Below are 26,648 nucleotides of genomic sequence, written 5' to 3' on the forward strand. Positions count from 1 at the left end.
ATTTTTCTCTTGCTGAGTGAAGATGATGGTGTCCAACCTCATTCAATGAGTGGATAACCATGCTGGAGAATAAACCGGAGTTGTTGTGTCGTCTGGTCGTCAAACAACAAAGTAATGGCGTACGTATCTGTGACAAGGAGGTCAAGCGAGCGTTGATAGAAGCCTGTCGGACGCAAGACGTTTCGATTGCAGGGCTGGCTCTTAAGTTTGGACTCAATGCCAATCTAGTACATAAGTGAATTAACCGCTACCGGCCTCAGAACATCGGCCTGGTCAGGTTAAAGGAGTCGGTACCCCATCAGTTGCCGACGTTTATTCCGGTCCAGATCGCCCCCGTCCTCCAGACGCCCATGTTACTTGTGCGTCTGGAAGCCCATCTTTTCAACAGCGTATAGGTTGCGCTGGAGAATGCGGATGTGAAACAGATGGTCTCCTTCATCGAAACGCCAGGGAGATTGCCGTGTTCAGATTTGATCCGATACTAAAGGTTTATTTCAACCGGGAAGCCGTTGACTTTCGTAAGAGTATCAACTGACTATCAACTTTGGTAGAACAGCGACTGGGAATGGACCCGTTTGCCGCCACTACCTATGTTTTTAGTAATAGGCGACGCGATCCGATTAAGCTATCGGGCTGGGACCGTACCGGATTTTGGCTGCCGCTTAAACGTCTGGAAGCAGATCGGTTCGTATGGCCGCCTGAGGTGGCAGTGCTGGAACTAACAGTCGAACCATTGCACTGGCTGCTTGATGGCATTGACCTGGGGGCTGTGCGCAAACATCCACAGCGCTACTATGAACGCGCTAGCTAATTCCTTTCCTTGACTAAAATAGGATTATTTCACCCGGTTGTTGTCGGTAAACGATAGCTGATGGCATTATTTAAAATGACGTACACCTATTAGGCGCGACATTCCGGTATGTTGTCAGGCATGGCACTTACCCAGCACTCCTGCCTTACCGCTGATGAATTTCAGACGCTCATCGCCGAGCGCGATGCCGCATAGGCCGACCGTGATGCGGTGCGCGGCGGGCTACGGAGCATGCAAGTTGAGCGCGATCTGCTCAAGGAATAGCTCAAAGCCTTTCAGCGTCGACTCTTCGGCACCAACAGCGAAGCGCGCAGCGCCGAGAACGCGACCTGTTTCTCAATGAGGCTGAGGCATTGGCCGTACGTGCTGCCTTGCTATCGCAAGAGAGCGAAGTAGACATTCCCGTTTCAGGTCATCAGCGCAAGCAATCGGGCCGCAAGCCACTGGACCCGGCATTGCCACGGAAAGTCATTCGCACCACGCTACCAGAATCGGCACGCATCTGCGCGCATGATGGCGTGGTACTGGTGGAAATAGGCGTGGAAGTGAGCGAGCAACTCGATATTATTCCCCAGCAAGTACGCGCGATCCGGCATGAGCGAGTGAAATATGCCTGTCCTTGCTGTGATCAAAGTATCAAAGTCACGCCGGCCCGCTTGCGCATTATTCCGAAGGGATTGTTCACTGAAGCCGCACTGGCACGGTGCATTACCGCCAAGTTCACCGACGGACCGCCGCTGTACCGGATTGCCGCGTTAATCAAACGCTTTGGCGGCGACATCTCGCGCAATACCCTGGCCGCCATTGTGGTGCGCATTGGGATTGCTATCGAACCGCTGATTAATTTACTGCGTGATCATTTGCTCGACAGTGAGGTCGTATTTGGCGATGAAACGGTGGTTCAGGTACTCTAGGAGCCCTGGCGCGCAGCAAACCAAGAGTTATATGTGGATTCAGATGAACGGCGGCTGCGATCCAGCCGGTGCGTCTGTTCGGCTATGCGCCGGGACGCAGTACCCAACACGTGGCCGATCTCTGGGCTGGCGTACGCGCAGGCGCGGCTTTCATGACTGACAGTTACGCGCCGTGTAACACGATATCGGTTGTCAATGGACTTGTCCACTTGGCTTGCTGGGCGCATGTATGACGATATTTTATTGAAGCCGAAGCGGTGCTACCCAAGGAGGCGCGCAGTGCGCAGCAGCCAGTTACCAAATTCTTTACCCTGATCGGCAAACTGTACGCAGCAGAAACCCGTACCAGGGCATTCACGACGCTCCAACGCCAGCGTTTGCGCATGAAATACAGCACGGCGGTGTCGGCTGTCACCGAAGCCTTGCTCGACCATTATCTGGCAACGACTGCGCCACGTGGATTGCTGGGGAAGGCATTGCAGCACCTGGCTGGGCAATGGTCCAAACTCACGCGCTATGTCGAGAACGGCCCCTGGCCCATCGATAATAATGTGGCCGAGAACGCGATTCGTCCCTTTTATGATCGATCGCAAGAGTTGGTTATTTACCGATACCGTCGGGGACACAAAAGTCAGCGCCAATTTATATTTGTGGATCGAAACGTGTAAGGCCGGAAATAGTGACGCTTACCAGTATCTCACCGAGATGTTCACGGCGCTGCCTTATGCCAATACTGCCGATGATTACGAAGCGCTGCTGCCTTGGAATTTACAACCAACTCGTCGGTTCCCTGCATAAAACAATTCTTCCGCAAGGGACGTGGTTAATTGGTCGATTACTTAACAACTAACAGCGTTAGCAATACATCGAGGTGACGTGACGTAAAGGCGCCCTTTTTTATTCCCTTATAAAAACGCCACTGCGATGTCACTCAAAATATTAAGTCCGAGTTTCATATTGCTGGCATCAAATTCCCATTTTTCTTTAGCCTTTATCATACAGGGAACTTTTTTTTTGAAGTATATTTTTGGCAATTTTCAGAGCATCGGGTAGTCGACGAAATCAGTCAAGAGCAAGCGCCAGATCGTTGTCTGGTCGGAGCAAATCTGTGGTTGCGCTATGCGTATAGTGCGCAGATCTTTTGCACTTGCAAGTGCGAACCTTGTGGGGGTATTGAAATCGGTATGTCCGGCAGTAATCCAATGCCATGAATACGCAGGCGCAAGTTTTGTAAAAGACAGGACGCAGGTATGTATCAGAAAGGAGGCGCTTAAAACCGGCACAGTAAGAACACCAGAGAGGGAATTAACTTCAAGGCTGGGGCTCTGCCTTTGGCCTTTTTGAAGAAATTAAACTTCGTATTTTCCAAAAGTATCTGGATTTTTTTGTAGTAACTTTTTAATTTAATGGAGTATTGAATGAAAATGAAAGTATTTGCTATCTTCGCTTTTTGTGCGAGTCAGGCATTGACGCAATCAGCATTCGCATCAGATGGCACGATGACGATCAACGGTAAAATTACTGCGGCAACCTGCGTAGTGAGTGGAAATGGCGCCGCGACGGGCACTTTTACATTGACGCTCCCTACCGTGAGCACTACCGCCCTCAACGTTGCTGGCGCGACCGCTGGTCACACCTTATTCAACATCGCCTTAAGTGCATGTAGCACCCCCTCGCAGCTTGTGCATACCTATTTTGAAGCTGCCTCTACCGCAGACGCTGTAACTGGACGTTTGTATAACGCTGCGTCGGCAACTGCTACAAATGTGGAAGTGGCGCTGATGAACAAAGACCGCACAGCTATTTTGGTCGGCTTTCCTGATTCTACCCAGAATTCGAATGCCATCACTACGGTCTCAAATGCGGGAACTATGTATTACATAGCCGCCTACTACGCCAATGGCGGAGCCTCGACTGCAGGTACGGTCGCATCAACAGTTAGCTACTCGGTCGTTTATCCGTAATACAGGTGAATGGATAGAGGTTTGATAAACCGTTTTTACTCGCTCCCAAGAGAAACATAAAGATATCATTTTTTTGTTTCTCAGCGGGTAAGAGTAAGACTAATAGCAGCCGCATGCTGAATGCCGCAATTGGCTGGTTGTCGTTCATATCCAAATCAACGTACGTGTTTTAACGAATCCATACGTCTTACACCGAGCGGGTAACGATCTGATCGATACCCTCCGGATTCTTCCCCTTTTTAGCCAAGATTCTATGAGATTACTGACTCTCTTTTTATTGCAAACTTTCCTGCTAGGGCAAGCACATGCCAGCGTGATTATTGATCGTACCCGTATCATCTATGCTGGTGATAAGAGCGATGTGTCGGTACATCTGAGTAACGAAGGTGAGGTCAGCGAAGCGGCATTAGTGCAGGCCTGGATTGAAGAAGGAAATCCTGCCAATGGCAGTGATGCTCCCTTCGTCATTTCGCCTCCGATGTTTCGTATCGACCCAAAAAAGGCCCAGAATATCAGAATATTTTTTTCCCATGAGCGCGATTTAACGCAGACCGAAGAAACCCTGTTCTGGTTCAATATTAACGAAATACCGGCGTTGAGTCCCAAGCAGGCTGATGCAAATATCCTCCAGTTTTCGATTCATTCAAAAATAAAACTATTTTTTCGACCGATCGGCCTTAAGGGCGATCCGAGCGCAGCACCGGGCTTAGTTACCTGGACCATCAACGATCATCAGTTGCACGCAGCCAACCCCACTCCTTACTATCTCTCGTTCATATCTTTTATGACATGTACTTCAGGCATATGTTTTGAGGACAAAAGTGGTGGCATGATCGCGCCTTTTTCTAGCAGGGATTTTCCGCTGGTAAAAAATACTGGCGCGCCCCTACCTGATAACAAAGAGGGCGAATTGAGCTATCAGTTCCTCGACGATTATGGCGCGTCAGTAGCCGGTATAGCCAGCGTGGTGCGCGCCAAATAATATGCGTACATTTTCCTCCTCCTCATCGCTCATTCTTGGAATGATCTGCTTCGGGGCATGTGTTACGACGTCCGCTCAAGATTACGCATTCAACCCCGTTTTCATGCATGGGGGAAAAGACGTCGATATGAAACGATTTTCATTTGCCGGTGGTGTTCCGCCGGGCAGCTATTCGGTAGAGTTGTACGTCAACAATGTACAGATCGGTAGACAACAAATTTCGTTTGAAAATATTGACGCGGATCGGATTGAACCTTGTTTTGTAACAAGTGTTCTGCAATTGATGAATATTGATTGGACTATCGTCAAACAACCTGTTGCCACCAGTTTAGCGGGCGTTTGCCAAACTATTTCTTCGGTGGTGGATGGTGCGTCGATTTCCTTTGATGCATCGGAGCAACGGTTAAATGTGTTTATTCCACAGAAATTCGTGGTGCAAAATCCGCGTGGATATGTTCCTAAGGAATATTGGAATAGTGGCGTCAATGGTGGATTTCTGAATTATGTGGGAAATGCATTTTTTTCGAATGGGCTGGTAAAACATCAAAGTCAATATCTCAGCTTGAACAGTGGTGTAAACGTTGGTGAGTGGCATTTCCGCAATAGCTCCACAGTCGTCAAGGCAGCTGGTTTACCACTGCAAATGCAGGCAATAGCCACGTATCTGGAACGGGATATTCCCGACCTGGGATCCAAGCTTGTAATCGGTGACTCGTTTACCGATGGGCGTTTCTTTGACGCCTTTGGAATGAGGGGAGTAACGCTGGCTAGCGATGAACTCATGGAACCCAGTTCCTTGCGCGGTTATGCCCCGGTTATTCGTGGCACTGCGCTCTCGAATGCCAAAGTTTCCATTAGCCAGAACGGTTATACGATTTACGAAACCACCGTGTCGCCAGGCTCATTTGAGATCAAAGATCTGTATCCAACCGGCACTAGCGGAAATTATCTTGTTACAGTCACTGAAGCGGATGGTCATCAGACTACGGCTATCGTTCCTTTTGCAACGGTGCCGCTGCTGATGCGCAAAGATGGAGAGCACTTTAGTGCCTCACTAGGTACTTTGCGTGACCCGGTGGTGAGCGCACATCCGCCTGTTTTTACCGCGGCATACCAGTATGGAGTTACAAGTAGCATCAGTCTTTACAGCAGTCTGGAAGCTTCAGCCGGTTACGGGGCGATGATGATGGGCGCTGCACTCAATACCCATTGGGGCGCTCTTGGCATGGATTTGGCGTCAGCTATTTCCGACGTAAAAAAGACCACTCTGAAAGGTACTGCCGTGCGCGCTACGTATAGCAAAGGTTTTGAAGAATTGGGGGCAAATCTTTTGATCGGTGCCTACCGCTACGCGTCAAGTGGTTATTTGACGCTGGAGCAGGCTGTGGCGTACCGGGAAATGAAGATCGTGAATTCTTCCGCGGAAGGAAACGACTCTCTGCTGCAGCGTAAAAATCAAATTCAATTTATATTTAATCAGAATCTTCCAAATCGCTATGGGTCGGTCTTTATTTCCGGCTCCACCCAGAATTATTGGAATCATAACAATGCAAGTAGTCAGTTCCAATTTGGATATAATAATTCCTGGCGGCAAATCAGATACAACGTTTCAGTGTCGAACGTCAAATCGATTAATAGCCACCAGTCTGCCGGAAAGCAGATTATGGTTGGCCTAACAATCCCGTTAGGGCATGGTGTTACATCGATCGGCTCTAACACCATCTTTTCCGGTGGCGCTGCATATGCGCAGCAAACATTATCTTCTTCGCTCGGAGACGCCAATCAATTCAGTTATGGTCTAGATGCGACAGAAGGAAGCCAGCGCAATATATTTCAGGCAAATGGGCAGTATCGCGGTCCAATTGGCACGCTGTCGGCATCGGCAAGTCAAGGTCAGGGATATACCCAAGAATCAGTTGGCGTGTCGGGTTCATTGATCGCGTATAGCGGCGGTGCCATTCTATCTGGCCCGGTGGGGGATACTTTCGGCATCGTTGAAGCCGATGGCGGAGTAGGAACGGCAATTGGCAGTTCACCCGGATTAAAAGTTAATACGTATGGTCGTGCGGTCGTCCCTTACCTGACTCCTTATAGCTTTAACACCGTGCTCTTAAATACGGAAGGCATGCCTGCAGACGTCGAGTTTACCTCGACAGAAGAGCGTGTAGCTCCTCATTCGGGTTCCATAGCGTTATTGAAATTCAAGCGTGTCCAAGGACAATTGGTATTCTTGCGGGTGATTGACGGCAGCGGAAATGTCATGCCGTTTGGGGCAGAAATACTGGATATGGATGGTCAATCGTTAGGAACGGTAGGCTATGGCGGTAAAATTTTATTCCGTAGTACAGCGGCATCAGGTGTACTAAAAGTCAATCATGGTTTACGCGGTAGCTGCAGTTTGAATTATGTGATCCCTACGCCAGTGACGAAACCAGCAACTGGATTTATGCCTGTAGCGCAAGGGATTTGTGTCGATATTGCCGCGGATTGAAATCGGTATGGAGCGGCGTAATGCGTTGACGGAAAAATTTCCCAGAAGGTAACTTGGAAAGTTTTGCAGGGGAAGGAATATTTTTGATGCGAAACGTTATGTGCAAAAAAAGCGGCTATAAAAATAGTCAGAAGAAAAAGTTGAGCAATACTCTCCATTTTTCTGGTTACACAAAGAATGATCCAACGGAACACATATGAAATTTTTTTTTGCTTTTACCCTCTTCTTTTCATGCATACTGCCAGCATTTTCCTCGCCGCCACCAGTATGTTCTTTCTATGGAAGTAACACCGGATTTCAGACACTCACGGTTTCCCCGAGCGCAGCGGTAGGAGATAATCTTGGACCTGCAGTCAGCCAAGCGTATCAGTATGTGTGCACTTCTGACGTCACCGCCGTAACCATACGTTATGACCCTGCGCTGGCGCTGTCAACCGCGGTGGGGACTGTGTGGGAAACGGGTGTCGCCGGAATTGGTATAAAGGTGATTAACCTGACAAACTCCAGCACGGTCATCAGTAATATTGGTGGTCCCCTGACGGCGAACTCATCGCTTCCCTATCTGACCGGGACCACCATACCAGCTGGTAGTACAGTGACGTATTCCGTAAACTTCTCTTTCCAGTTAGTAAAAACTGCTGCCATCAAACCGACTTCGTCTTCGACGGTCACTCTATTTCAGATTTATCCCGTGAATGCTGGCAATGCTGTCGGAACAAAAAGCGGGGTAGTCTCGTTCACGCTTCCAGCAGTTACTACTTCTTCCTGTAATGTGACAACGCCCTCGATTACTGTGACTATGCCCACCCTCTCAACTGCAGGATTTTCAGCGGTGGGAAATACCGGGGGGAGTCAGCAATTTAACCTAGGCATCAATTGTTCGGCGTCCACCCATGTCAGCGTTACGCTGTCGGATGCTACTACTACCACTAACAATACAACGACTTTATCCCTTACACCGAGTTCCACGGCCTCCGGAATAGGGTATCAAATCCTGGATCAGTTTTCTAATCTGATCAAATTTAGTTCAGATACATCCATTGGAAATCCTGCGCAACAGTTTTTAGGATTGTATAGCGGTAGTGTGTCGATTCCGCTGGTGTCTCAGTACATCAGTACGGGCACAGTGTTGCCGGGAACGGTCAATGCGGCGGCTACCTTTACCATGGTATATCAATAGGTCGTGCCAGGAATCTGATAAGGACGAATACGGCCTGCGGCGCTCGTTGAGTGCCGAAGCATGCTACAGCGTTACAGATCAATTTCATCGCTGCTAACGGCAAAATGCTCCTACTTTATCTAAACTTTTTTACTACGGAAGGAGGGTACTCCCTTGCTCACTTTGAAAAATATTCATTGATTAAATAGCGGTATTTGCACTGGGTCTCTTTTTTGTAATTAATTTTCTTTCCCAGGCACCGTTGAGTGGATCGCTACGTTGTTTCTGCGCCACTTTCGGACATGACGAACATGCTCATCGCAGTTTCAATTTAATACTATCGTGCCATGTGATGTTTTTGTAAATTAAATGTTTTATTTTTTGGATACACTCGCAAATATTCGGTATTCATCAACCAAAGTGAAGTTTGAAGATGGGCAGAAGAGCGTACCGTAGAAAATGGCGTGGATATCAACATGCTCAGCGCTGGATAAAATCTGCACTAATGCCATCAATCTCGATCTGACCGACGACGGTCGAAAAAAATCTAAGCAACGTTCCAGCGCAAGCTAAGTCTCCTCGCGCGTAGCTGGCGCGGGTAGTGTATCTCGCACGAAAAAAAAGGTCGGTGGACCTGCGTCGCTATGCGTCGTGCAGCCATTGGCTGGGCGCTTCCTCTCAAAAGAGGAAGTCGACAACCACTTGTATAAGAATAAAGGTCAGTCATCATTATGAAACGTCATGGATCAATGAATCACATATTCCGTCTGGTATGGAGTCACGTACTGAACGCTTGGGTAGCGGTGGCAGAAAAAAAACGGGGCCGGAGTAAGGGCTCCGCACGCAATTCCGGTAAGCTGATGCGAGCAGCAGCGCTGGCAGTTGCAGCACTGGCGGCGGCGGGGGTACAGGCTGCACCTGCAGCTGGACAGGTAGTGAACGGTGCGGGCAGTATCGGGCAGTCGGGTGCAATCACCACGATTACTCAGGGCAGCCAGAATTTGGGCCTGACCTGGCAGAGTTTCAATATCGCCAAACAAGAAACGGTCAACTTCGTGCAGCCAAATGCCAGCGCGATTGCAGTCAACCGTATCGCCGATGTCAATGGCACGCAAATTCTCGGGCATCTCAACGCCAACGGTCAGGTCTTTCTGATCAATCCTAACGGCTTCTTGTTTGGTGCCGGCGCACAAGTCAATGTCGGCGGCCTGGTGGCTTCCACGTTGGACTTGAAAGATGCCAGCCTCAGCGGCAACACCCGCACTTTTAGTGGCACCAGCAGCGCTGGTGTCGTCAACGATGGCAACATCAAGGCGGCCAGTTACGTCGCGTTGCTTGGGCAGCACGTCAGCAATCAAGGTGTTATCACCGCCCAACTCGGCAGTGTCGCGCTAGGTGCTGGTAGCGCGGCGACCCTGACCTTTAATGGCAATAGTCTGGTCAGCATGAAAGTCGATCAGAGTCTGCTCGATACATTGGTAGAAAACGGTGGCTTGATTCAAGCCGACGGTGGGATGGTGGTCATGAGCGCTGGCGCCAAAGATGCACTGACTGCCAGCGTGGTCAATAATACCGGCGTGATCGAAGCACGCACGGTGGAGAATCATAGCGGCGTCATTACGCTGCTGGGTGCCATGACTACGGGTACGGTTAATGTTAGCGGTAGTCTGGATGCCTCGGCACCAAACGGCGGCAATGGTGGATTTATTGAAACCTCAGCAGCCCATGTCAAAGTAGCCAATGCAGCAAAAATTAGCACTATAGCCGCCACCGGCACCACCGGTAGTTGGCTGATCGATCCGACCGACTACAGCATTGCCGCCAGTGGCGGCGATATCACCGGGGCGGCCCTTTCGGCCAGTCTGGCCAATACTGATGTGATGATACAGAGCAGCGCCGGGACACTGAGCGGTAGCATAGGAACGGGTAACGTAAACGTCAATGATGTCGTGAGCTGGAGCGCCAACAAACTCACCCTGAATGCACAAAATAATATCAATGTTAACGCCAATCTGAATGGCTCCGGCACGGCCAGTCTGGCATTCCAATACGGACAGGGTGCGCTGGCATTGACCAATCCTGGTACTTATAATGTGGCTGCGGTCATCAATCTGGAATCGGGAAATAACTTCAGTACGAAACTTGGTTCCGATGGGGCGATCGTCAATTACAAAGTCATTAACAGCCTCGGCGTAGCGGGCAGTATGACGGGCACTGACCTGCAAGGAATCAACGGCAACCTAAACGGCTATTACGTTCTGGGTAGCAATATTGATGCAACCGCAAGCTCTGCATGGAATACCAAGGCTGGGTTTTCGCCGATTGGGAATGCCAACAATTGGTTCACCGGCACGCTAGATGGTTTTGGACATACCGTGAGTAATTTGACCATTAATGGCACCACCAGTTACCTGGCCTTGTTTGGTGATACAGGTGCCACTTCCATCATCCGTAATATTGGATTGGTGGGAGGGAGCGTGACGGGTTTTGCCGATGTTGGGATGTTAGTCGGCTATAACCGCGGCGTTGTCGCCAACAGTTATGCTACCGGCGGCGTCAATGCCAGCACCAGTAATACCGGTGCCAATTCCATTGGCGGCCTGGTAGGACAAAATGATGGTGCTGGTAGCATCATTTCCAGTTATGCAACCGGCGGCGTCAGCGCCAACGTTGGTCAGGCGACCAAAGTGGGCGGACTGGTGGGCGAAAACGACGGCACCATCAACAAAAGCTATGCTACCGGCAATGTGACGGGTATCGCCAACAACGCGGGTGGCCTGGTCGGGTACGTTTCGAATGACACCAGGGTTACCTCGAACCACGTCTCCATCAATAATAGCTACGCCACAGGGAATGTTAGCGGGGGTGCGGATGTGGGTGGACTGATAGGAAATATCAACAGTTTCAATAATACCGACGTCAATATGATTACCGTCAACAATAGTTACGCAACGGGTAATGTGCAGGGTGGCTCTTACATTGGCGGACTGGCTGGAGCGATTTTTAGTGATAACCGCAGCACCACTAACACTAAGGCGGTCATTACTGCAATCAATGATGGGTACGCAACTGGGAGTGTTAGCGGTACCTATACGGGAGGGCTGGTAGGAGCTAGCCAAAATGTCAGTACTTTTAACAGCAATAACAATCTCACCAGCAATCCGGTTGTTAACAGCTTTTGGAATACCACGAAATCAGGCCAAGCGGCTTCAGCTGGCGGCGGGCTAGGTATGACTACCTCCCAGATGCAACAACAGACTAATTTCACCTCGGCTACGACAGCGAATGGCGGTAGCTTCAATCCTGGCTGGGATTTTGCCAACACCTGGTTAATGTATAACGGTCAAACCAATCCATTATTGCGTTCGTTTTTTATGCCACTGACGATTACAGTGAACGCCGCTTCCAAGATCTATGATGGGCTGGCTTACACCAACATCAATGCCGTAACTTACTCCAGTCCACCGCGCAGCATCTTGCTCGGTACACTCAGCTATAACACTGCAGCAATCGATGCCGGCACTTATTCGCTGACCGTCGGTGGCTTGTATTCATTGGCGCAACAAGGTTATCTGATCAATTATGCTGCCGGGACGCTCGTCGTTACTCCGGCCGCTTTAGCGATCACCAGTTTGACGGCGAACAATAAAGTCTACGATGCGACCAATACCGCAGCCTTAAGCGGTGTGGCTGCAGTAGCGCCATTAGCGCGCGATGCAGTGAGTTTGACTGGCACCGCAACGGCCACCTTTGCTAAGCCGAATATTGGCAGCAGCAACGTCAGCGTGACAGGGTATACATTGAGTGGCGCGCATGCAGGCAACTATCTGTTGGTGGAGCCGACCCTGAGTGCCAGTATTACCCCTGCGACGCTGACCTATATTGCTACGCCTGCGGTGCATATCGCAGGAGACATACCTGCTGTGCTTTTCGGTTCGGTGACTGGCCTGATGGGTAGCGATACCCTGGCGGGTGCAACGACTGGCGTGATGGCCTGGCAAACCAATGCAGCGGCAAATAGTTTGCCGGCGCTCTATGCCATCAATGGCTATGGCCTGAGTGCCCAAAACTATATTTTTGCGCAGGCTGCCAACAATGCCACCGAGTTGACAGTAAAGCCGGGCAGGGCACATTCCCCGGTTCAAAATGTCATGACACATTTGGAGGCGGACGTACTGGCGTCGATCATCACTCCTGACGCTGATGCACATCGCTTAGCACCAGGCATTGCGGTAGTGCATTCCGGTACCAGTAAAGTAGATACCGACGATGCGTCAGGCCATGCGCCAATCAATACTGCAGTCGGCAACACAGCTCCCAAATTCGGTTTGGAAATTCTCAATGGCGGCCTAAAGCTGCCACTCAATCTGGTAAGTATCAATGATTAACAATTCTCCTGTAAAACATCTTCAAAAACCATTGAAGCCGCTGTTGTCGGTCTTGTTGATGGCATACTTTCCGCTGGCAGCCTATGCAGCGGGCCCTGTCATTCCTGGTGCAGGTAACCTTCTGCAGCAGGTCCAACCAGTCGTGCCGTCGGAACCGTCAACTACAGGGTTGGCTATTGCGCCGAAAACTGGCGCTACATTAGCCCTCAGCGCCCCGTTTCTGGTCAAAACCATTGCGATTTCAGGCAACACGCTGTTTCCTGCCGAGGCTTTGCATGCATTGGTGGCAAGCGCCGAAGGAACAACGCTGACCTTGAACGAACTGAGCCAGGTCGCCGCGCGTATCACCGATTATTACCATCGCCACGGCTATCCGTTGGTGCAGACGCTCATCCCGGCGCAGAAGTTGAGCGGTGGGACGGTGACGATCGAGGTGCTGGAAGCACGTTATGGGAAAATCAGTCTGAATAATCATAGTCGGGTGCGCTCCTCCTTACTGGAAAAAACGCTCTCGCCGTTAAAAGCCGGTCAGGAGATCGAGCAAGCAGATCTGGATCATGCACTATTGCTGCTATCGGATATTTCCGGAATGACCAGCAGCGCCACTCTGGCACCCGGCGAGAACGTAGGTACTTCCGACCTGATCATCAATGCCGCAAGCGCGCCTATGGTGTCCGGTTATGCCGTTGGCGATGATGCGGGTAACCGGTACACCGGACGGGCGCGTCTTGGGGCGACTGTCAATGTTAACAATCCTTTGCATATGGGCGATGTCCTCAGTGCCAATGTTCTGTCTTCCGGCAGTAAGATGAATTATGCTAACCTCGCCTATGAAACGCTGTTGAACGGCCACGGTACGCGCATCGGTGGTTCCTTTTCATCGTTGTATTACAAGTTGGGTGAATCACTGGCGTCACTGAATGCACACGGTACCGCCCAAGTTGGTAGCCTGTGGCTCAAACAGCCCTTGATACGTAGTCGCAATCTCAATCTTTCCTGGCAGTTCCAGCATGACCAGCTCACCCTGCGCGATCATATTGATGCCAGCAATACGCTCACCGACAGACATGTTGAAAACTGGACACTGGGCTTGAACGGCGACTTGCGTGACAGCTTGCTCGCAGGTGCCGTCAGTAGCTGGAACATGGGCTGGACCAGTGGCCACGTGGGCTTTAACAACGACTTTGCCCAGCTTGCCGATAATGTCACCAGCAAGACCCAGGGCAGTTTCTCAAAGTTCAATGTCAGTTTCTCACGCTTGCAAGGCTTGAGTCAGAACAATGCCTTGTCTTTATCGTTTACCGGCCAATGGGCGAATACCAATCTGGATGCAGCCGAGAAGATGTCGGTTGGTGGGATTTACTCGGTGCGTGCGTACGACATGGGTGCGTTATCGGGCGATACCGGATATCAGGGTACGGCCGAATTGCGTCACGAGTTCGGCACACTGTGGAGTGGACATTGGCAGGCAGTTGCATTTGTGGATAGCGCACATCTGACGATCAACAAGAATGTGTGGGTCGCAGGTCAAAAAAGCGCCAACTTGAGTGGTGCCGGTGTTGGCCTAAACTGGACCGGGCCGGCGCAATGGGCTGCTAAAGCGCTCGTTGCGGCACCTTTAGGGGCAACCTCACCCTTGGTAGGTAGTAGTTCACCTACACGTATCTGGGTAGAAATAGCCAAGGGCTTTTGAAAGTCTCACCGGCGTGCGCTTGTATAGTGGACCCGTGATATGAGACAACAGTTTAAGCTATGGTCCTCACAGAGTATGGCGGCGAATGACGGAAATAAAGAAGTGGAAAGTGCACAGCGCTGAATTTGGTTGTGGCGCGTTAGCGACGGCGAGGCGTAATTTTGTAAGGATTCTCCATGGTTCTAATGGAATGGACGCCCTCTTTCAAACGGCGCCAACGTGCCAAAATGGGAGTGTTCCCCTAAACGAAAGGAGCGTCCAAAATGAAGATTACTTCGATTGGAATCGATTTAGCAAAAAATGTATTTCAAGTTCATGGCGTCGATGATCATGGAAATGCCGTGCTTCGAAAGAAACTAGATCGCGTAAAAATGGCTGAGTTCTTTATTAAACTGGAACCGTGTTTGATTGGAATGGAAGCGTGTGGCAGCGCACATTACTGGGGCAGGAAACTGACCGCGATGGGGCATACTGTGAAACTGATGGCTCCTCAATTTGTGAAGGCCTATGTCAAGACCAATAAAAATGATATGGCCGATGCAGAAGCAATTTGTGAGGCCGTTTCTCGGCCTAATATGCGCTTCGTTCCAATAAAAACGGACGAACAACAAGCTGCTCTGTCATTGCACCGAGTGCGTCAGTCTTTTATCAAAGTGAGAACAGCTCAAGCAAACCAAATTCGCGGATTGCTGTCCGAGTTCGGCATAATTATTCCGCAAGCAATTGCGAACATCGCCAGGCGCCTCCCGGAAATCAGGGAAAAATCAGATTTGCCGGCAAGCTTTCGAGATCTGTTACAACGTTTGTATGATCACTTGAAAGACATGGATAAACAGGTCGATGAAATGGATGAGAAAATTCAACAATGGCACCGTTCTTCAGAAATGAGCAGAAAGCTTGCAGAAATACCTGAAATAGGTCCCATCACTGCCACGGCATTAGTGGCATCAATTGGAGATGCTAAGAATTTTGTGAGCGGGCGTCAACTAGCTGCTTGGTTAGGACTGGTTCCCCGACAGCATTCCAGTGGTGGCAAATCCGTGCTTTTAGGCATCAGTAAACGCGGTGACACTTATTTACGTACGCTATTGATTCATGAAGCACGAGCGGTGATTCGATTTGCCGACAATAAACCATCTACTACCTGGTTCAATAAGTTACTCAGTCGACGAAATAAGAATGTTGCTGCGGTCGCTCTGGCAAATAAAAATGCGAGGGTAGTATGGGCGTTATTGACACGTGAAGAACAAAGGTTCCGATCTGATTATTGCCCAGGTCTGGCTGGTGCATAATCAAATCTGGCCAGAAAAATCCAGGAAATAATTGAAATAAATAACACCATTTATGCAGGAAGAAGAAACCTTCCACAGGTTGTGCAGGCAAGATGAAGTGATGGCAAACCAGGTTAGACCGTGGTCAGGAAAACCTGTAATGCGACATGCGGTTCGAGCGCGTGGTTCTGATTAGGACCTGGCCAGCATATTCCATCAGGGACAGAGGCGCAAACCTCAATGAAAGTCCGAATATATGGCTGCAATCTTACCCTTATGCTCATCATCGATTGAATGCTTGGCAAACTGAGTGGATCCATATATGTCGCATTCAGTAAAGTCATCAATTCGCTCAAATAACTTACTAACACTGACGAACAGACGTAACTAAGATGCTTAATCTCAAAGCGATGCAGTTCTGGGGCATTCGCGATTACGCCGCCTACTCGTCGGGACAAATCTACCAAGTTCGAAGTCGGTTCGAAAAACCAACTAACAATCATGCTTATTCTTACCAATGAGAGGAACTCCTGAAGGTTGACGCTGTATTAAAGCGAATAGATGCAACTTAATATTTTTAAAAATTTACCGTTCTGCGATTTTGCGCTTTGAGGACGTTGTTGATGCGTTTAATTGCGCTAGCTTCTTGAAATACAGAGGTTCTAATAATCATGACCACTCGATGAAGAAAATGACAGATTGAAGATGGAAAAATATTTTGGAATAGAAAAAAAGATGCCGAATATGAGCGCTACCATATTCTAAAGATCGTTCGTTGTGCGAGGGGTCTCCGGTATGCCCATTACGACACCGCGATCCCAATTTAAAAATATGCGTGCATTTTATTCGAACTACTTTCTTTGGATAAATAATAAGGTTCAGTATGGCAAAAAATACGGGCGCTTCGATATCACGGCCTAATTTGCGCACCATTCAAGGAGTGCAAAACGAAGTTCTGTCGGAGAAAAATGCATTTTCACTTCCTGGAATAATTATTTCTCTCGAGAAATTAAATTTCGCATTAACGCTTCGCCACAGTGCAATCGAAGCAAGCGCTCATCCAATGATTGTCACCAGCGCCATCGCCCCGGATTTCAATATCGAATACGTGAATCCCGCTTTCGAAAGAATCACTGGTTATTGGAACGCTGAAGTGATCGGTAAAAATTGCAAGTTCTTGCAAGGAACCGACCAAAATCAGCCGGAATTGGAAGAAATCCGGGCTGCGTTACGAGAACAGCGCGAAGGCAATTCAGTCCTGCGAAATTATCGCAAGGACGGAAGCATATTCTGGAATCATCTTTATGTGGCACCGGTAAGCAACAACCAAGGAATTGTGACGCATTTCGTCGCATCGCACTACGACATCACTGTCGCCAAAAATAACGAAGCTAAGCTGATGCGCATGGCGTATCACGACGAACTCACCGGCTTACCGAATCGTGCACTGTTGCGGGATAGATTGCTGCAGGCCCTCGCATTAGCAGCGCGTTACAGTAGTCAGGTATGGGTGCTATTCATTAGCCTAAACCGATTTAAAACCGTAAACCACAGCTTTGGCCATAAGGGCAGCGACAGCGTCCTAATGATTATTGCGCATCGACTGCGGGATGCTATTCGGGAATCAGATACTCTAGCGCGTTGGGGAGACGACGAATTCGTTATTGTCATGCCAGAGAAACCGGCTGGCAAGTTAGCAATAGCGGTACTACAGAGAATGATAGCGGTTGTCAATCGCGCTATCGTTTTTGGTGGGCAGGAATTTTTTCTCAACTGTAGTATGGGGGTGACGCGGTATCCGCAAGATGGCGAACATGTGGACATGCTGCTTGATCGCGCTGACATCGCGGCGCACCATGCAAAACGCAAAGGCGACAATGATTTTCAATTTCATACCGTAGATATGAGCAAACTGGCGCTCAAGCGGCTTCGCATTGAGGCCGACTTGCGCCTGGCTATTGAACGGGAAGAATTTGTTCTTCATTACCAGCCTCAGGTAGACCTAGGCTCGGGCTTCATTAACGGGATGGAAGCACTTATCCGCTGGCAGCACCCGAAACAGGGATTACTGTATCCCGCCGACTTCATCGATATCGCAGAGGAGACAGGGCTGATCATTCCGATTGGCGCCTGGGTGCTGCGCGCGGCTTGTACACAAAATAAGCAATGGCAAGAAGAAGGCCTTCCTTCCATTAAGGTGGCGGTTAACCTCTCCTTACGTCAATTCACACAACAAAATCTGGCCCAGTCTTTCGCTGAAATACTAGACGACATCGGGCTTTCACCGAAGGAGCTCGAGTTGGAGCTTACCGAAAGCCTTATCATGAGCAACGTCGATCAGGCTATCGCTGTACTGCGCGACATCAAGGCGCTCGGCGTGGCAATATCAGTTGACGATTTCGGAACCGGCTATTCGAGCCTATCCTATCTTAAACTCCTGCCAATCGATATGCTAAAAATTGACCGCACGTTCGTTTCTGACATTGGTGCAGGAGATGGCGATGACGCCTATATTGTCACATCGATTATCACGCTAGCGCATGCCCTTAAACTGAGGGTTATTGCGGAAGGCGTCGAAACCCTCCAGCAACTCAATTATTTGCGCCGCAACGGCTGCGATGAAATGCAAGGTTATTTCTTCAGCAAGCCCCTTTCCGCCGAAGCTTTCGCACAGATTTTGCGTTCAGGGAAGCGTTTGCCGTTGTATCGGACGCTAAGAAATTCGATACTCTAGGAAAAGATAAATCAGACTGTTTGCATGTATCTAATTTAACGTTAAGCTCGACGAACTTATCCCTCTTAAGCCACTGATTTAGTTGCGTATTAGATAGCGCTTGGGTCCTCTCATCTCGAAAAAAGGCTGGAGCATAAATTGAGGCTATATTGTGGGTTGTGTCGCATTAAGGAAAAAAGCTGAAGTGAAGCCGTGGATGGTCTGCCCGCCCCTATGCTGGACGGCCTGATCCAACGAGTGCATAAAATTGTTGCGCTGCTGTTATTTTCTGGAAGCCACTGTGCATTAGTTTTCCTTTGCGTATCATGTGCATGATCTCAATACCAGCAAGTATGATTTTAGCAGCCCGAAAAGATTTGAATCCCATCATCGGTTTGGTGATGCGTTTAACGGCGCGATGATCTTGTTCAACGATGTTGTTGAGATACTTCACCTGGCGCACGATGATGGCATTTCCATGGCTGATGTTGATCGTATCAATGGCTGCTTTATTGGCACCGCTCTTGTCCATCACCACTTTTTCAGGAATGCCATTGTCGAGCATGGCTTTGCGAAAGAAGCGCATAGCGGCTTGCTTATCGCGCTTTGCTGTCAATAGAGAATCAACAGTTTGACCGTCTTTGTCTACCGCACGATACAGATATTTCCAGTTACCTTTGACCTTTATATAAGTTTCGTCCATACGCCAGCTGGCACCCACTCGGCGCTTCAGTTTGCGAAACTTTTTTTCAAATATCGGCAACAGTTTGAGCGCCCACCGATGCACTGTCGAATGATCTACTTCGATGCCGCGCTCAGCCATCATCTGTTCCAGATGGCGCAGGCTCAACGGATACGCAACATACCAACGCACGCACATCAACATTATTTCCAACGGATAATGCAATCGTTTCAATGCCGTTGTCATTTCAGGAATCAGCTCGTCATTAGATATTACAGATAGGTTCATTGCAGATATTTGTCGTCTGTCAAAATACAAATTCTAAACTAGTGACGTTATTGCGACAAAACCGTATTTCTAATCCCGATGGGGCAAGAAAATGCTGAACTCGGCGAGAGGTCGCGGTAAGCTTTACCGTGTCTGGCGAAGGCAAGATGGCATGTGTTCTGCCTGTCATAAGCCAATCGCAAAGCGCACTCCTTGGGGCGTTCGCCATATTGTGAAAAAAGCTGAAGGCGGGTCGGATGCAGCGAGCAACCTTCTTATGCACCATTTCAGTTGCCATGGAAATCGTTAGTACGCCAGAAAAATACAGTTGTGTCATCGGGTGTCGCAAGATGCCTTTGCAGAGGCTTGAGCCGTGTGCAAGGAAACCCGCATGCACGGTTCTTAGGGGGCTGGACGCGGGTAACCGCGCCTGGCTACCCGACAAAGGTCGCGGGTCAGTGGAAATACCTTTACCGGGCCGTTGACAAGACCGGCGACACCGTTGATTTTCCGCTGCGCGCCAAGCGCGATCATACCGCAGCCAGGGCATTCTTCGAACGCGCCATCGGCCTGCACGGCATGCCCTAGAAAATAGCCATCGACAAGAGCGGCTCCAACACGGCCGCCATGGTCAGCATCCAGGCCGATAGCGGTCTGACCATCGTGGTGTGCCAATCGAAGTACCTCAACAATATCGTCGAGCAAGACCACCGGGCCGTCAAACGCGTCACGCGACCGATACTCGGTTTCAAGACCTTTCGCTGCGCCCGAATTATCATCGCGGGGATTGAAACCATGCATATGATTCGCAAGGGTCAACTCGCAGACATCAAAGACCCAACTTCGTCGGCAGCCACTCAGTTCTACTCACTGGCATTCTGATCGCCGCCGATCCCGTACAGATATTTCGTCTCATTGCGCTATCGCGACTAAACCTCAAATCTTACCAACTACGTTGACAGACACCGACCGCACGCAGCCGGTCACGTGGAAATTGGTAGTTAAAAATGTCTTTCCTTATGAAAATATTTGGCCTATATTACATAGAGGAAATAAAGTTGTGCGGATGTAAAAATAGCCGCTTTGGGTTTTCAGCTTGACACCGAATTGCGCTTTCCTTGAAATCTCGTTCTCCATGGGTGACATAAAATAACGTTACATTTGGAAGAAATTGAAATGACTAAAATACCAAAACAGGTATATACGATCGAGTTCAAAGAACCAGTCGTGAACCGGGTGGCTGCTGGGTAAGCTGTTTCGCAAGTTGTCAAAGAACCAGGTTTGAGCGACCAGACCTTGCGCGACTGGATTAAAACTTCTGCAACAGGTAAGTTTAAAGGTGCCGGCAGCAAAGTGGTCAGGCCAGAAGCTATGGAGTTTTCCCGTCTGCGCGCTAAAGTCGCTCGTCCGAAACGAGAGAATGACATCATAAAAAAGGCAGCGGCGTACTTTGCGAGGGAAGTGTGGACATCCGATTTTACCTATCTGTGGACCGATGAGGAATGGTTGTATCCGGGGGTTGTTCTTGACCTGTTCAATCGGCAAGTAATTGGCTGGTCAATCAAGCTCCGTAGGACAACCGATATCATGATGGACGCACTTAATATGGCATGGTTTCGCAGGAGGCCGGCATCAGGCGTGATGCATTATTCGGATCGTAGCAGTCAGCACGCCAGCTATGCATTTCAGGAAAATCTGAAAGAATTTGGGATGATCTGTTCGATGAGTCGGGAAGGAAATTGCTGGGACAAAGCCCCGACGGAGAGCTGGTTCAACAGCTCCAAGAACGAACGGTATCGTGGTCTGCACTACCCAGACCATGCCGACATGAAGGCAGCCAGCTTTGAATACATTAAAGTTTTTTTTATAATCGTATACGGCCACATTTGACACTCGGCTATTGCTCACCAATCCAGCATTTGAAAATATGGGCGAGTTAGCAGGAACAGCAAAAATTAGCAGCATAAAAGTCACCTCCTGGCAAACAAAATATTGAGGAAACCTCAAACGTCTTTTATTTTACAAGATTCAAAAATTACTTATCAATTCAATTTATCAACATGTAAATTTATATTGAGAATAAATTATGAATATACAAAATCGGTCTCTAATTTTAGCTAAACACCCGCTATACTCAAAATATTGCGCTAACCATGTGCCTGCATGCGAACGCTTTCAATATTGGGAGAGTATCATCAGCAGGCTCACAAATCCATTTGAGATTACTAGTGTCGAAGATAAAAATTTTCAAGCTGATTTAATTTTTTACCACATGCATAATGTAACTTATGCCCTCTCCACAGGATCTAGCCCTTTCGCAGCCCACCTAACTACCCAACAAATTGCACAAGCAGAAAATCACCCCTACCATTTGATTGTAAAATTAGGAGGGAAAGGGAAAATTAGACAAGGAGGATTTGAAGCAAATTTACACATGAGGGACGTGACTTTGATCGATACTAAACAAGAACTGTTTAGTCAGATGGAAGACTCAAAATTTATAATTCTTACAATCCCTGCAACTTTAATTCATACGTGGATTCCATGTCCGGAAAATTATGTAGCTCATACAATGCACAGCGATAAAGGGTGGGCTTCAACGTTAGTTTCGTACATACGCCAGTTGACTCCAAAAAATATATCCGAAACGTATTCGCCCCACTATAATTTAATTATAGAAAATATTCTTTCTATTTATGTGATGGCACTCGATCAACTTGATTTGAAAGATGGGGAGCGTGATAAATTTTACTTTTACAAAAAAAATAATTTACACGACCAGATTCATACTTGGTTAAGTTTAAATTATATGGACACGGAAATTTCTGCAGATAAAATTGCAAACGAGTTCGGAGTTTCGACGCGCGAAGTTTACCGGCAATTTAAATTAGCAAATTCTGAACGCACATTCCTAGAAACCTTGCAGAGCATGCGATTGGGGGCTGCTATGAAGATGCTAAAGGACCCTAATTTTTTAGAACTGACAATTTCAGAAATTGGTTATAGATCAGGTTTTTTGGATCCAGCGTATTTTGGTCGCGTGTTTAAAGAAAAAACTAATTACTCTCCTGGCTTATATGCCAAGATCTACGGTAATCCCCCCACCAAAAGATAGCGTTTAAAAGTAGAATTTCCTCAAATGCAATTTAAGGATTTTTTACATGAAGACATCACGCTTTACCGATAGCCAGATCCTGCAGATTTTGAAACAGGCTGAAGCTGGCAGTCCTGCACCGGACCTGTGCCGCGAACATGGCATCAGCACTGCCACTTTCTATAAGTGGCGCTCCAAATTTGGCGGCATGGATGCATCCCTGATGACGCGGATGAAGGAGCTGGAAGATGAGAACCGGCGACTAAAAAAGATGTACGCAGAGGAACGGTTGAAGGCGGATATCGTTACTGAAGCGCTCACAAAAAAGTGGTAGCGCCCTCCAAACGAAGAGAGATTGCGCAGTGGTCCGTGGTAAACAGATTGGTCACGATTCGCGTGGCATGTCAGGCCTTTGGCATCAGCGAGACCTGTTACCGTTATTGCGCCAAGCTATCCTCTGAGAACACGGTCATTGCCGACTGGCTCGTGTGTTTGACCACCAGTCAACGTAATTGGGGTTTCGGTTTGTGCTTTCTGTATTTACGCAACGTCAAAGGCTTCAAATGGAACCATAAAAGGGTCTACCGAATTTACCGGGTTCTGGCACTGAATCTGCGCATCAAGCCGCGCCAGCGGATCGTGCGCGACGTGCCGCTGGCATTGGCAGTGCCCACCAAGATCAATGACATGTGGTCAATGGACTTCATGCATGACCAGCTCGCTGACGGACCCAGTATTCGGTTGTTTAACGTAATTGATGACTTCAACCGTGAAGGGCTATGTATTGAAGTCGATTTCTCGTTGCCTTCGGAACGGGTGATCCGGGCGCTGGATCAGGTCATCGAGTGGCGCGGCAAGCCCAGGGCCATCCGCTGTGATAACGGGCCGGAATATGTCAGTGCCGTCACATCGGCGTGGGCTGCCAAGCGGGGCATCAGCATCGAGTTCATCCAGCCTGGCAATCCGCAGCAAAACGCGTACGTCGAACGTTATAACAGGACCGTACGCTATGACTGGCTGGCCCATCATTTGTTTGAATCGATTGATGAGGTACAAAATTTTGCTACCAGCTGGCTATGGACTTACAATCATGATCGGCCTCATATGGGCCTGGGCGGCATCACACCAAAACAGAAACTGGCCTTGGCCGCTTAACCTCTACTTTTAGCGCATCTTAAAAATGGGGGGATTACCGTCGGACACGAAGTGCATGTGGCGGAATCGGCTGAACTGACGGCAATGCTGATGCGCCGGGCCAGTCTGGCCGAGGGTCTTGCCGGTCGTCCGTTAGTGCTGCATTCGGACAATGGCAGTCCGATGAAGGGAGGACGATGCTGGCGACATTGGAGCAACTGGGCGTGGCACCATGGTTTAGCAGGCCACGGGTATCGAACGATAATGCCTTCGCCGAGGCGCTCTTCCGTACTTGCAAATACCGGCCCGACTATCCTTGCAAGGCATTTACCACGGTCGATGCGGCACGTAGCTGGACGACGCACTTTGTGCGCTGGTACAACCATCAGCACAAGCATAGTAGATTGAAACTCGTCACGCCAGCACAACGGCATGATGGAAAGGCACAAACGAGATTGCAGCAACGTGAAAACGTCTATGAGGCCGCGAAAAAACGGACGCCCAAAAGGTGGTCAGGTGCCACCAGAAACTGGTCACTGCAAGACCGGGTATGGCTCAATCCGGAACGCAGTGAACCGGAATTAGTAAAGAGTGCTGCTTGAAATGACGCGACAGGTGACTTGACGGTTACCGGAGCGACGCGCGTTCCATGCGCAAATTTAACATCATCAACCATTATTTTCATATTTAAAATTGATTGAATTGCTTTATATTTTGTATCTACCTAAAATACGATGGATCGCATAGATAAAATTAATGTTAGATAATATATTAGTTGATCAAAAATTAATTTTTATGAGTTCGTAAATTTTTAGCCAGTACATGTAGCTTCGTACTCGCTCACTGTTTGGAGTTGCGGACCCGAAACCTCAAACCTGTTGCCGAAATAAATCAATAATGCCTTCTGACGATATCAACAATGTTTCAAATATTAATGGCATGGATCACCTGATCTCTTACAATCCGGCAAGGCTGCTCGATGCCTTAATTAGAACCCTGCGTTTGAAAAATGATGCTGCGTTAGCGCGCGCGCTAGAAATCCCTCCTGCTCTTGTTAGTAGAATTCGCCACCGTAAAGTACCGTTGAGTTCATCAGTCTTGATTCGTATGCATGATGCCACCGGATTGACTATCAGCGAATTACGCAATCTTATGGGAGACCGCCGTAAGAAATTTCGTATTGGCACAGTCATTTTTACGGCGAAAACGTAAATAAAGAGAAAAGATGCGATGGTTACATTAAATGTAAGAGCGCTCCTTACATGTCGAGAACCGTTGGGCTATAGAAGTGTCTATCAAATAATTCGATTTTTCTCTCGTACCATTTTTTTATCGCCTGATTCGGTGTTGCGTTATTTAAGCTGCGCTGAGGAATCTTATTGTTATAGATTTCAGGTAATTTCTTAAGGTCGATTTCAGCTACTCGATGGAGTTAAAACGGGTCGGATTAAGGATCTCGTTAAGGAAGCGCTGATTTATTCGACAGAAATGGTTTCGGTGATTTACAGAAGCTGAAACAATAATGTATCCCTTTTGATTGACGAATCGTTTATGCAAAAAATCTTCTCTGACCTTGAGTACGCGGCAAAAAGAAACGCACACGGCGTGCCGTTTCCTGAGCGAGATCGATACAGCGAAGCCCTGGGCGGCACCGTATAACGAAATTGAACCGTTTTATCCGAAAGGCCAAAGCCCTGGTCGCCCGCCGATTGGTCTTGCACGGATGCTTCGGATGTATGTCGCACAGCAGTGTTTTGGTTTGTCTGACGAGGGCATTAAGGATGCGATTTGCGACAGTCAGGCGATCCGCGGTTTTGTCGGTATCGATCTGAACCGGGAGTCGGCACCGGATGCCACGACACTGTTGAAATTTCGCCGTCTGCTGGAAAAGCATGACCTGACCCGCAGGATTTTTGAGGTGATCAATGCGCATTTGGCCGCCAAAGGTTTGCTTATGCGTGAAGGGACCATAGTGGATGCCACCTTGATTGCTGCGCCACCCTCGACTAAAAACAAGGATAAGACTCGCGACCCGGACATGCATCAGTCGAAGAAAGGCAATGACTGGCACTCTGGCATGAAAGCCCATATCGGCGTTGATGCTGCCTCTGGGCTGGTACACACCGTGATCGGAACGGCTGGCAATGTGTCTGACGTGACGCAAGCGCATGCATTGCTGCATGGCGATGAGATTGCAGCGTTGGGTGGTGCTGGATATAAAGGGGTGGAAAAACGCGAAGAACATAAAACCGCCTCCGTTACCTGGCACGCCGCAATGCGCCGCTCCAAACGCAAGGCGCTGCCGAAAAATAAACTCGGGCGCATGCGCGAGAAACTGGAGTATCTCAAAGCCAGCGTCAGGGCAAAAGTGGAGCATCCGTTTCATGTCATCAAGAACCTGTTTCGGCATCGTAAAACGCGCTATCGGGGCCTGGCCAAGAACACTGCGCAGTTGTTCTCGCTGTTCGGATTTGCCAATCTGGTACTCGCTGGCAGGCGCTTTGTGATCAATAACACCCGAAAACCATCCTGAGTGAAGCAAGGGACGATAAGAGCGCCATATTTACTCAAAAAAACGTTTGTTGCGCTCATGGTTGCAGAAACTCAACCGTGGGTGAAAATTTTATTTTTAAAACTGACGCCATGATCAAGATCATCAATTGATCAGCGCTTCCCTACAATATTACGATGGAATATATTTATATTAAAGAACCGAACGTTTCAAAGTTATATCAATCAACCGGGATTTTAAAATGATCTTAAAAGATAAAAATAATAGTAGAGGCTATGATCAAAGTCGTTTGCTCGATGCACTACTTAATCTCAAGGCCCTAAAAAACGATGCGGCATTATGTCGTTTATTAAAGCTTCCTGCTCCCTTAATCAGTAAGGTCCGGCATGGCAGGATTAAGATAAGTGGTGAAGTGATGATACGTATTCATGAAACTTTCGGCATAACATTCATTGAAATGCGTGCCTTATTGGGGAGCCCGGTGTGAAGAATATTAGACCGCAGTTCTTGTATTGATGGTGGACAAACGTACAAATTGCTTCGTCCAGTGACGCGCAATGTCTACCGTATGAA

Annotated in this window: 16 protein-coding genes and 5 pseudogenes; 20 read left to right on the plus strand and 1 reads right to left on the minus strand. The window is 48.6% G+C overall.

What is annotated here, in order from left to right:
• Positions 1-59: 59 nt before the first annotated feature.
• The 11 genes and pseudogenes from ACXX82_RS00425 (at position 60) to ACXX82_RS00475 (ending at position 18,407) form a co-directional block, all read left to right on the plus strand.
• On the plus strand, positions 60-239 hold the full coding sequence (locus ACXX82_RS00425) for a hypothetical protein (protein ID WP_458562092.1): 180 nt from the start codon (positions 60-62) through the stop codon (positions 237-239).
• A 305-nt stretch (positions 240-544) separates the two neighbouring features.
• Positions 545-811, plus strand: coding sequence for an IS66 family insertion sequence element accessory protein TnpB (gene tnpB / locus ACXX82_RS00430; RefSeq protein WP_458562093.1), 267 nt, complete (start codon positions 545-547; stop codon positions 809-811).
• A gap of 120 nt (positions 812-931) precedes the next feature.
• Positions 932-2,523: pseudogene (tnpC, locus tag ACXX82_RS00435) on the plus strand (IS66 family transposase).
• Between the two features lie 620 nt (positions 2,524-3,143).
• Positions 3,144-3,689, plus strand: a complete 546-nt coding sequence (locus ACXX82_RS00440) for a fimbrial protein (RefSeq protein WP_458562094.1) — start codon at positions 3,144-3,146, stop codon at positions 3,687-3,689.
• A gap of 253 nt (positions 3,690-3,942) precedes the next feature.
• Positions 3,943-4,671: a fimbrial biogenesis chaperone gene (locus ACXX82_RS00445; protein WP_458562095.1), complete on the plus strand. Its 729-nt coding sequence runs from the start codon at positions 3,943-3,945 to the stop codon at positions 4,669-4,671.
• A 40-nt stretch (positions 4,672-4,711) separates the two neighbouring features.
• Positions 4,712-7,162: a fimbria/pilus outer membrane usher protein gene (locus ACXX82_RS00450; RefSeq protein ID WP_458562157.1), complete on the plus strand. Its 2,451-nt coding sequence runs from the start codon at positions 4,712-4,714 to the stop codon at positions 7,160-7,162.
• 196 nt (positions 7,163-7,358) lie between these two features.
• A complete protein-coding gene (locus ACXX82_RS00455; protein WP_458562096.1) occupies positions 7,359-8,342 on the plus strand; it encodes a fimbrial protein in 984 nt (327 codons plus the stop codon).
• 728 nt (positions 8,343-9,070) lie between these two features.
• Positions 9,071-12,709 carry a two-partner secretion domain-containing protein gene (locus ACXX82_RS00460; RefSeq protein WP_458562097.1) on the plus strand — a complete coding sequence of 1,213 codons (3,639 nt, stop codon included), beginning with the start codon at positions 9,071-9,073 and terminating at the stop codon, positions 12,707-12,709.
• The gene (locus ACXX82_RS00465) at positions 12,702-14,402 is read left to right on the plus strand and encodes a ShlB/FhaC/HecB family hemolysin secretion/activation protein (RefSeq protein WP_458562098.1); all 1,701 of its coding nucleotides are present in this window, start codon (positions 12,702-12,704) and stop codon (positions 14,400-14,402) included. The genes ACXX82_RS00460 and ACXX82_RS00465 overlap by 8 nt, the downstream gene beginning before the upstream one ends.
• A gap of 263 nt (positions 14,403-14,665) precedes the next feature.
• Entirely contained in the window at positions 14,666-15,694 is a 1,029-nt protein-coding gene (locus ACXX82_RS00470) for an IS110 family RNA-guided transposase (protein ID WP_458562099.1), read from the plus strand.
• An 862-nt stretch (positions 15,695-16,556) separates the two neighbouring features.
• Positions 16,557-18,407 (plus strand): putative bifunctional diguanylate cyclase/phosphodiesterase, encoded by a 1,851-nt coding sequence (locus ACXX82_RS00475; protein ID WP_458562100.1) that lies wholly within the window; start codon positions 16,557-16,559, stop codon positions 18,405-18,407.
• A gap of 211 nt (positions 18,408-18,618) precedes the next feature.
• On the opposite strand, the gene ACXX82_RS00480 is transcribed toward ACXX82_RS00475, so the two are convergent.
• Positions 18,619-19,314, minus strand: coding sequence for an IS6 family transposase (locus ACXX82_RS00480; protein WP_458562156.1), 696 nt, complete (start codon positions 19,312-19,314; stop codon positions 18,619-18,621).
• Between the two features lie 193 nt (positions 19,315-19,507).
• Here ACXX82_RS00480 and ACXX82_RS00485 point away from each other — a divergent pair, with 193 nt between their 5' ends.
• From ACXX82_RS00485 to ACXX82_RS00525, 9 genes and pseudogenes are all read left to right on the plus strand, one after another.
• Positions 19,508-19,645: an HNH endonuclease gene (locus ACXX82_RS00485; protein ID WP_458562158.1), complete on the plus strand. Its 138-nt coding sequence runs from the start codon at positions 19,508-19,510 to the stop codon at positions 19,643-19,645.
• A gap of 134 nt (positions 19,646-19,779) precedes the next feature.
• Positions 19,780-20,217, plus strand: a pseudogene (locus tag ACXX82_RS00490) (IS6 family transposase); the annotation flags it as partial.
• A 576-nt stretch (positions 20,218-20,793) separates the two neighbouring features.
• Positions 20,794-21,275: pseudogene (locus tag ACXX82_RS00495) on the plus strand (IS3 family transposase); the annotation flags it as partial.
• Positions 21,276-21,421: 146 nt separating this feature from the next.
• On the plus strand, positions 21,422-22,450 hold the full coding sequence (locus ACXX82_RS00500; RefSeq protein WP_458562101.1) for an AraC family transcriptional regulator: 1,029 nt from the start codon (positions 21,422-21,424) through the stop codon (positions 22,448-22,450).
• 46 nt (positions 22,451-22,496) lie between these two features.
• Positions 22,497-23,584, plus strand: a protein-coding gene (locus ACXX82_RS00505) for an IS3 family transposase (RefSeq protein ID WP_458562102.1) whose coding sequence is annotated in 2 segments (ribosomal slippage) — positions 22,497-22,749 and positions 22,749-23,584 — 1,089 coding nt in all. Because the reading frame shifts where the segments join, the coding sequence is not laid out codon by codon here.
• A 39-nt stretch (positions 23,585-23,623) separates the two neighbouring features.
• A pseudogene (locus tag ACXX82_RS00510) lies at positions 23,624-24,165 on the plus strand (transposase); the annotation flags it as partial.
• A gap of 295 nt (positions 24,166-24,460) precedes the next feature.
• The gene (locus ACXX82_RS00515) at positions 24,461-24,775 is read left to right on the plus strand and encodes a helix-turn-helix domain-containing protein (protein ID WP_458562103.1); all 315 of its coding nucleotides are present in this window, start codon (positions 24,461-24,463) and stop codon (positions 24,773-24,775) included.
• Positions 24,776-25,114: 339 nt separating this feature from the next.
• A pseudogene (locus ACXX82_RS00520) lies at positions 25,115-26,096 on the plus strand (IS5 family transposase).
• A gap of 220 nt (positions 26,097-26,316) precedes the next feature.
• Positions 26,317-26,562 carry a hypothetical protein gene (locus tag ACXX82_RS00525; RefSeq protein ID WP_458562104.1) on the plus strand — a complete coding sequence of 82 codons (246 nt, stop codon included), beginning with the start codon at positions 26,317-26,319 and terminating at the stop codon, positions 26,560-26,562.
• Positions 26,563-26,648 lie beyond the last annotated feature (86 nt).

The sequence above is a fragment of the Glaciimonas sp. GNP009 genome, assembly GCF_054343755.1.

Excerpts from the sequence above, each read along its gene's own strand:
- ACXX82_RS00425 (WP_458562092.1), top strand. The coding sequence starts at position 60 with ATGCTGGAGAATAAACCGGAGTTGTTGTGTCGTCTGGTCGTCAAACAA.
- ACXX82_RS00440 (WP_458562094.1), top strand. The coding sequence starts at position 3,144 with ATGAAAATGAAAGTATTTGCTATCTTCGCTTTTTGTGCGAGTCAGGCA.
- ACXX82_RS00445 (WP_458562095.1), top strand. The coding sequence starts at position 3,943 with ATGAGATTACTGACTCTCTTTTTATTGCAAACTTTCCTGCTAGGGCAA.
- ACXX82_RS00450 (WP_458562157.1), top strand. The coding sequence starts at position 4,712 with ATGATCTGCTTCGGGGCATGTGTTACGACGTCCGCTCAAGATTACGCA.
- ACXX82_RS00455 (WP_458562096.1), top strand. The coding sequence starts at position 7,359 with ATGAAATTTTTTTTTGCTTTTACCCTCTTCTTTTCATGCATACTGCCA.
- ACXX82_RS00460 (WP_458562097.1), top strand. The coding sequence starts at position 9,071 with ATGAATCACATATTCCGTCTGGTATGGAGTCACGTACTGAACGCTTGG.
- ACXX82_RS00465 (WP_458562098.1), top strand. The coding sequence starts at position 12,702 with ATGATTAACAATTCTCCTGTAAAACATCTTCAAAAACCATTGAAGCCG.
- ACXX82_RS00470 (WP_458562099.1), top strand. The coding sequence starts at position 14,666 with ATGAAGATTACTTCGATTGGAATCGATTTAGCAAAAAATGTATTTCAA.
- ACXX82_RS00475 (WP_458562100.1), top strand. The coding sequence starts at position 16,557 with ATGGCAAAAAATACGGGCGCTTCGATATCACGGCCTAATTTGCGCACC.
- ACXX82_RS00480 (WP_458562156.1), bottom strand. The coding sequence starts at position 19,314 with ATGACAACGGCATTGAAACGATTGCATTATCCGTTGGAAATAATGTTG.
- ACXX82_RS00485 (WP_458562158.1), top strand. The coding sequence starts at position 19,508 with ATGTGTTCTGCCTGTCATAAGCCAATCGCAAAGCGCACTCCTTGGGGC.
- ACXX82_RS00500 (WP_458562101.1), top strand. The coding sequence starts at position 21,422 with ATGAATATACAAAATCGGTCTCTAATTTTAGCTAAACACCCGCTATAC.
- ACXX82_RS00515 (WP_458562103.1), top strand. The coding sequence starts at position 24,461 with ATGCCTTCTGACGATATCAACAATGTTTCAAATATTAATGGCATGGAT.
- ACXX82_RS00525 (WP_458562104.1), top strand. The coding sequence starts at position 26,317 with ATGATCTTAAAAGATAAAAATAATAGTAGAGGCTATGATCAAAGTCGT.